At 58.6% G+C, this 1,827-nt stretch carries 1 protein-coding gene; it reads right to left on the bottom strand.

Annotated features, from left to right (window positions below):
* Positions 1 to 313 precede the first annotated feature (313 nt).
* A complete protein-coding gene (purB, locus tag BQ17_RS00065) occupies positions 314 to 1,681 on the bottom strand; it encodes an adenylosuccinate lyase (protein WP_089723721.1) in 1,368 nt (455 codons plus the stop codon).
* Between the last annotated feature and the right edge of the window lie 146 nt (positions 1,682 to 1,827).

Here is a 1,827-nt window from a genome sequence, read left to right as displayed (position 1 = left end):
TCGTGGCTCAGCCCGATTCACGCATCAGCGAGATCTACCGGGAGATTGCCCGCAGGACCGCGGCCAAGCTGTCCCTGTAGGCGAAGGATTATGCGGCCAAGTTCCCACGGATCGTGATCCAGAACAATTGAAGGGAGTCTTGAGCAATCCTGGATGATTTGGCGCTGTTTGGGGGACCGGACTTTCTTTATCCACAGATTACGCAGATTTGCGCAGATTAAGAACGAAACAATCTGTGAAAATCTGCGTAATCTGCGGATTAAAAAGACGCCTTCTCGGGCAACCCAAAATAACGCAGAATCGGACTCCAATCTCAAATTGCCCTTGCCTGAGCTGAGGCATTTCCGGTGTAGCTCCCCGGACTCAGCGCCTTCAGACGGGCCTTGGCAGCGTCCGGGATATCCAGGGAGTCGATGAACCGCGCCAGGTCCGCCTGGGTGATCCGATGACCACGGGTCAGCGCCTTGAGCTTCTCGTAGGGTTGTTCGACCCCGTAGCGCCGCATCACCGTCTGGACCGGCTCCGCCAGGACCTCCCAATTGGCATCCAGATCGGCCGCCAGGCACTCTGCGTCCGGCTCCAGCTTACCGACTCCGCGCAGGATGGATTGCAACGCAATGCTGGTGTGGGCAAACCCGACCCCCAGGTTACGCAGCACGGTAGAGTCGGTCAGGTCCCGCTGCCAACGTGAGATCGGGAGCTTCCTGGCCAGGTGCCCGAAGATGGCGTTTGCCAGCCCCAGGTTCCCCTCGGCGTTCTCGAAGTCGATGGGATTGACCTTGTGGGGCATGGTGGATGAACCGATCTCGTCTGCCACCGTCTTCTGCCGGAAGTAACCGCGCGCGATGTAGCCCCAAAGGTCGCGGCAGAAGTCGATGAGGACAGTGTTGAAGCGGGCGCTGGCGTCGAACAGCTCCGCTATGTAGTCGTGGGGCTCGATCTGGATGCTATAGGGATTCCAGTCGAGACCGAGCGACTCGACGAAACCGTAGGCAAACCCCGGCCAGTCGAGGTCCGGATAGGCGGCAAGGTGGGCATTATAGTTACCTACGGCACCGTTGATCTTGCCCAGCAGCCGCACCTCGGCCACCTGCTTCCGCTGGCGGTCGAGCCGATAGACCACGTTGGCCATCTCCTTGCCCAGGGTGGTGGGGGACGCGGGTTGACCATGGGTACGCGAGAGCATCGGCAGGCCCGCGAGCTCGTGAGCAAGGCCACGGACCGCCTCCACGACTTCATCCATCCGGGGGATCAGCACTTGTCCGCGCCCTTCGCGCAGCATCAGGGCGTGGGACAGGTTATTGATATCCTCGGAGGTGCAGGCGAAATGGATGAACTCGCTCACCGCCTCGAGCTCGGCATCACCGGCGATGCGCTCTTTGATGAAATACTCCACCGCCTTGACGTCGTGGTTGGTCGTGCGTTCGATATCCTTGATTCGGCTCGCATCCGCTTCCGAGAAATTCTCCAGGATCCCATTCAGAATACCGGTCGCGTGCTCGGATAGGGGTGGGACCTCGGTGATGCCCGGATGGTCGGCCAGGGCCTGGAACCAGCGTATCTCCACCAAGATACGGTGCCGGATCAGGCCAAATTCACTGAAGATGGGCCGCAGGTCCAAGGTCTTAGAGCCATAGCGGCCATCTACCGGAGATACGGCAGTCAGGCTGGAAAGCGCCATGATGGGAAATTCTCCTCAGAATACCGCTGGGGTTCGGCAGCTCGACAGACAAGCGCGTATAAACCTTTTCGGTAGTGGTATTTTTTAAATGCTAGAGTAGAATAACTCATCTACAAAATCAATCAAAGGGGTTTTCAGTCATGATT

It is taken from the genome of Candidatus Thiosymbion oneisti, assembly GCF_900092655.1.
In the GTDB taxonomy this organism is placed as follows: domain Bacteria; phylum Pseudomonadota; class Gammaproteobacteria; order Chromatiales; family Chromatiaceae; genus Thiosymbion; species Thiosymbion oneisti.
The sequence above is the reverse complement of the archived record's forward strand: the minus strand, read 5'-3'. Positions and strand labels throughout refer to the sequence as shown.

Bases quoted from the DNA above. Each gene is read 5' to 3' on its own strand.
- purB (WP_089723721.1), bottom strand. From the start codon at position 1,681: ATGGCGCTTTCCAGCCTGACTGCCGTATCTCCGGTAGATGGCCGCTAT.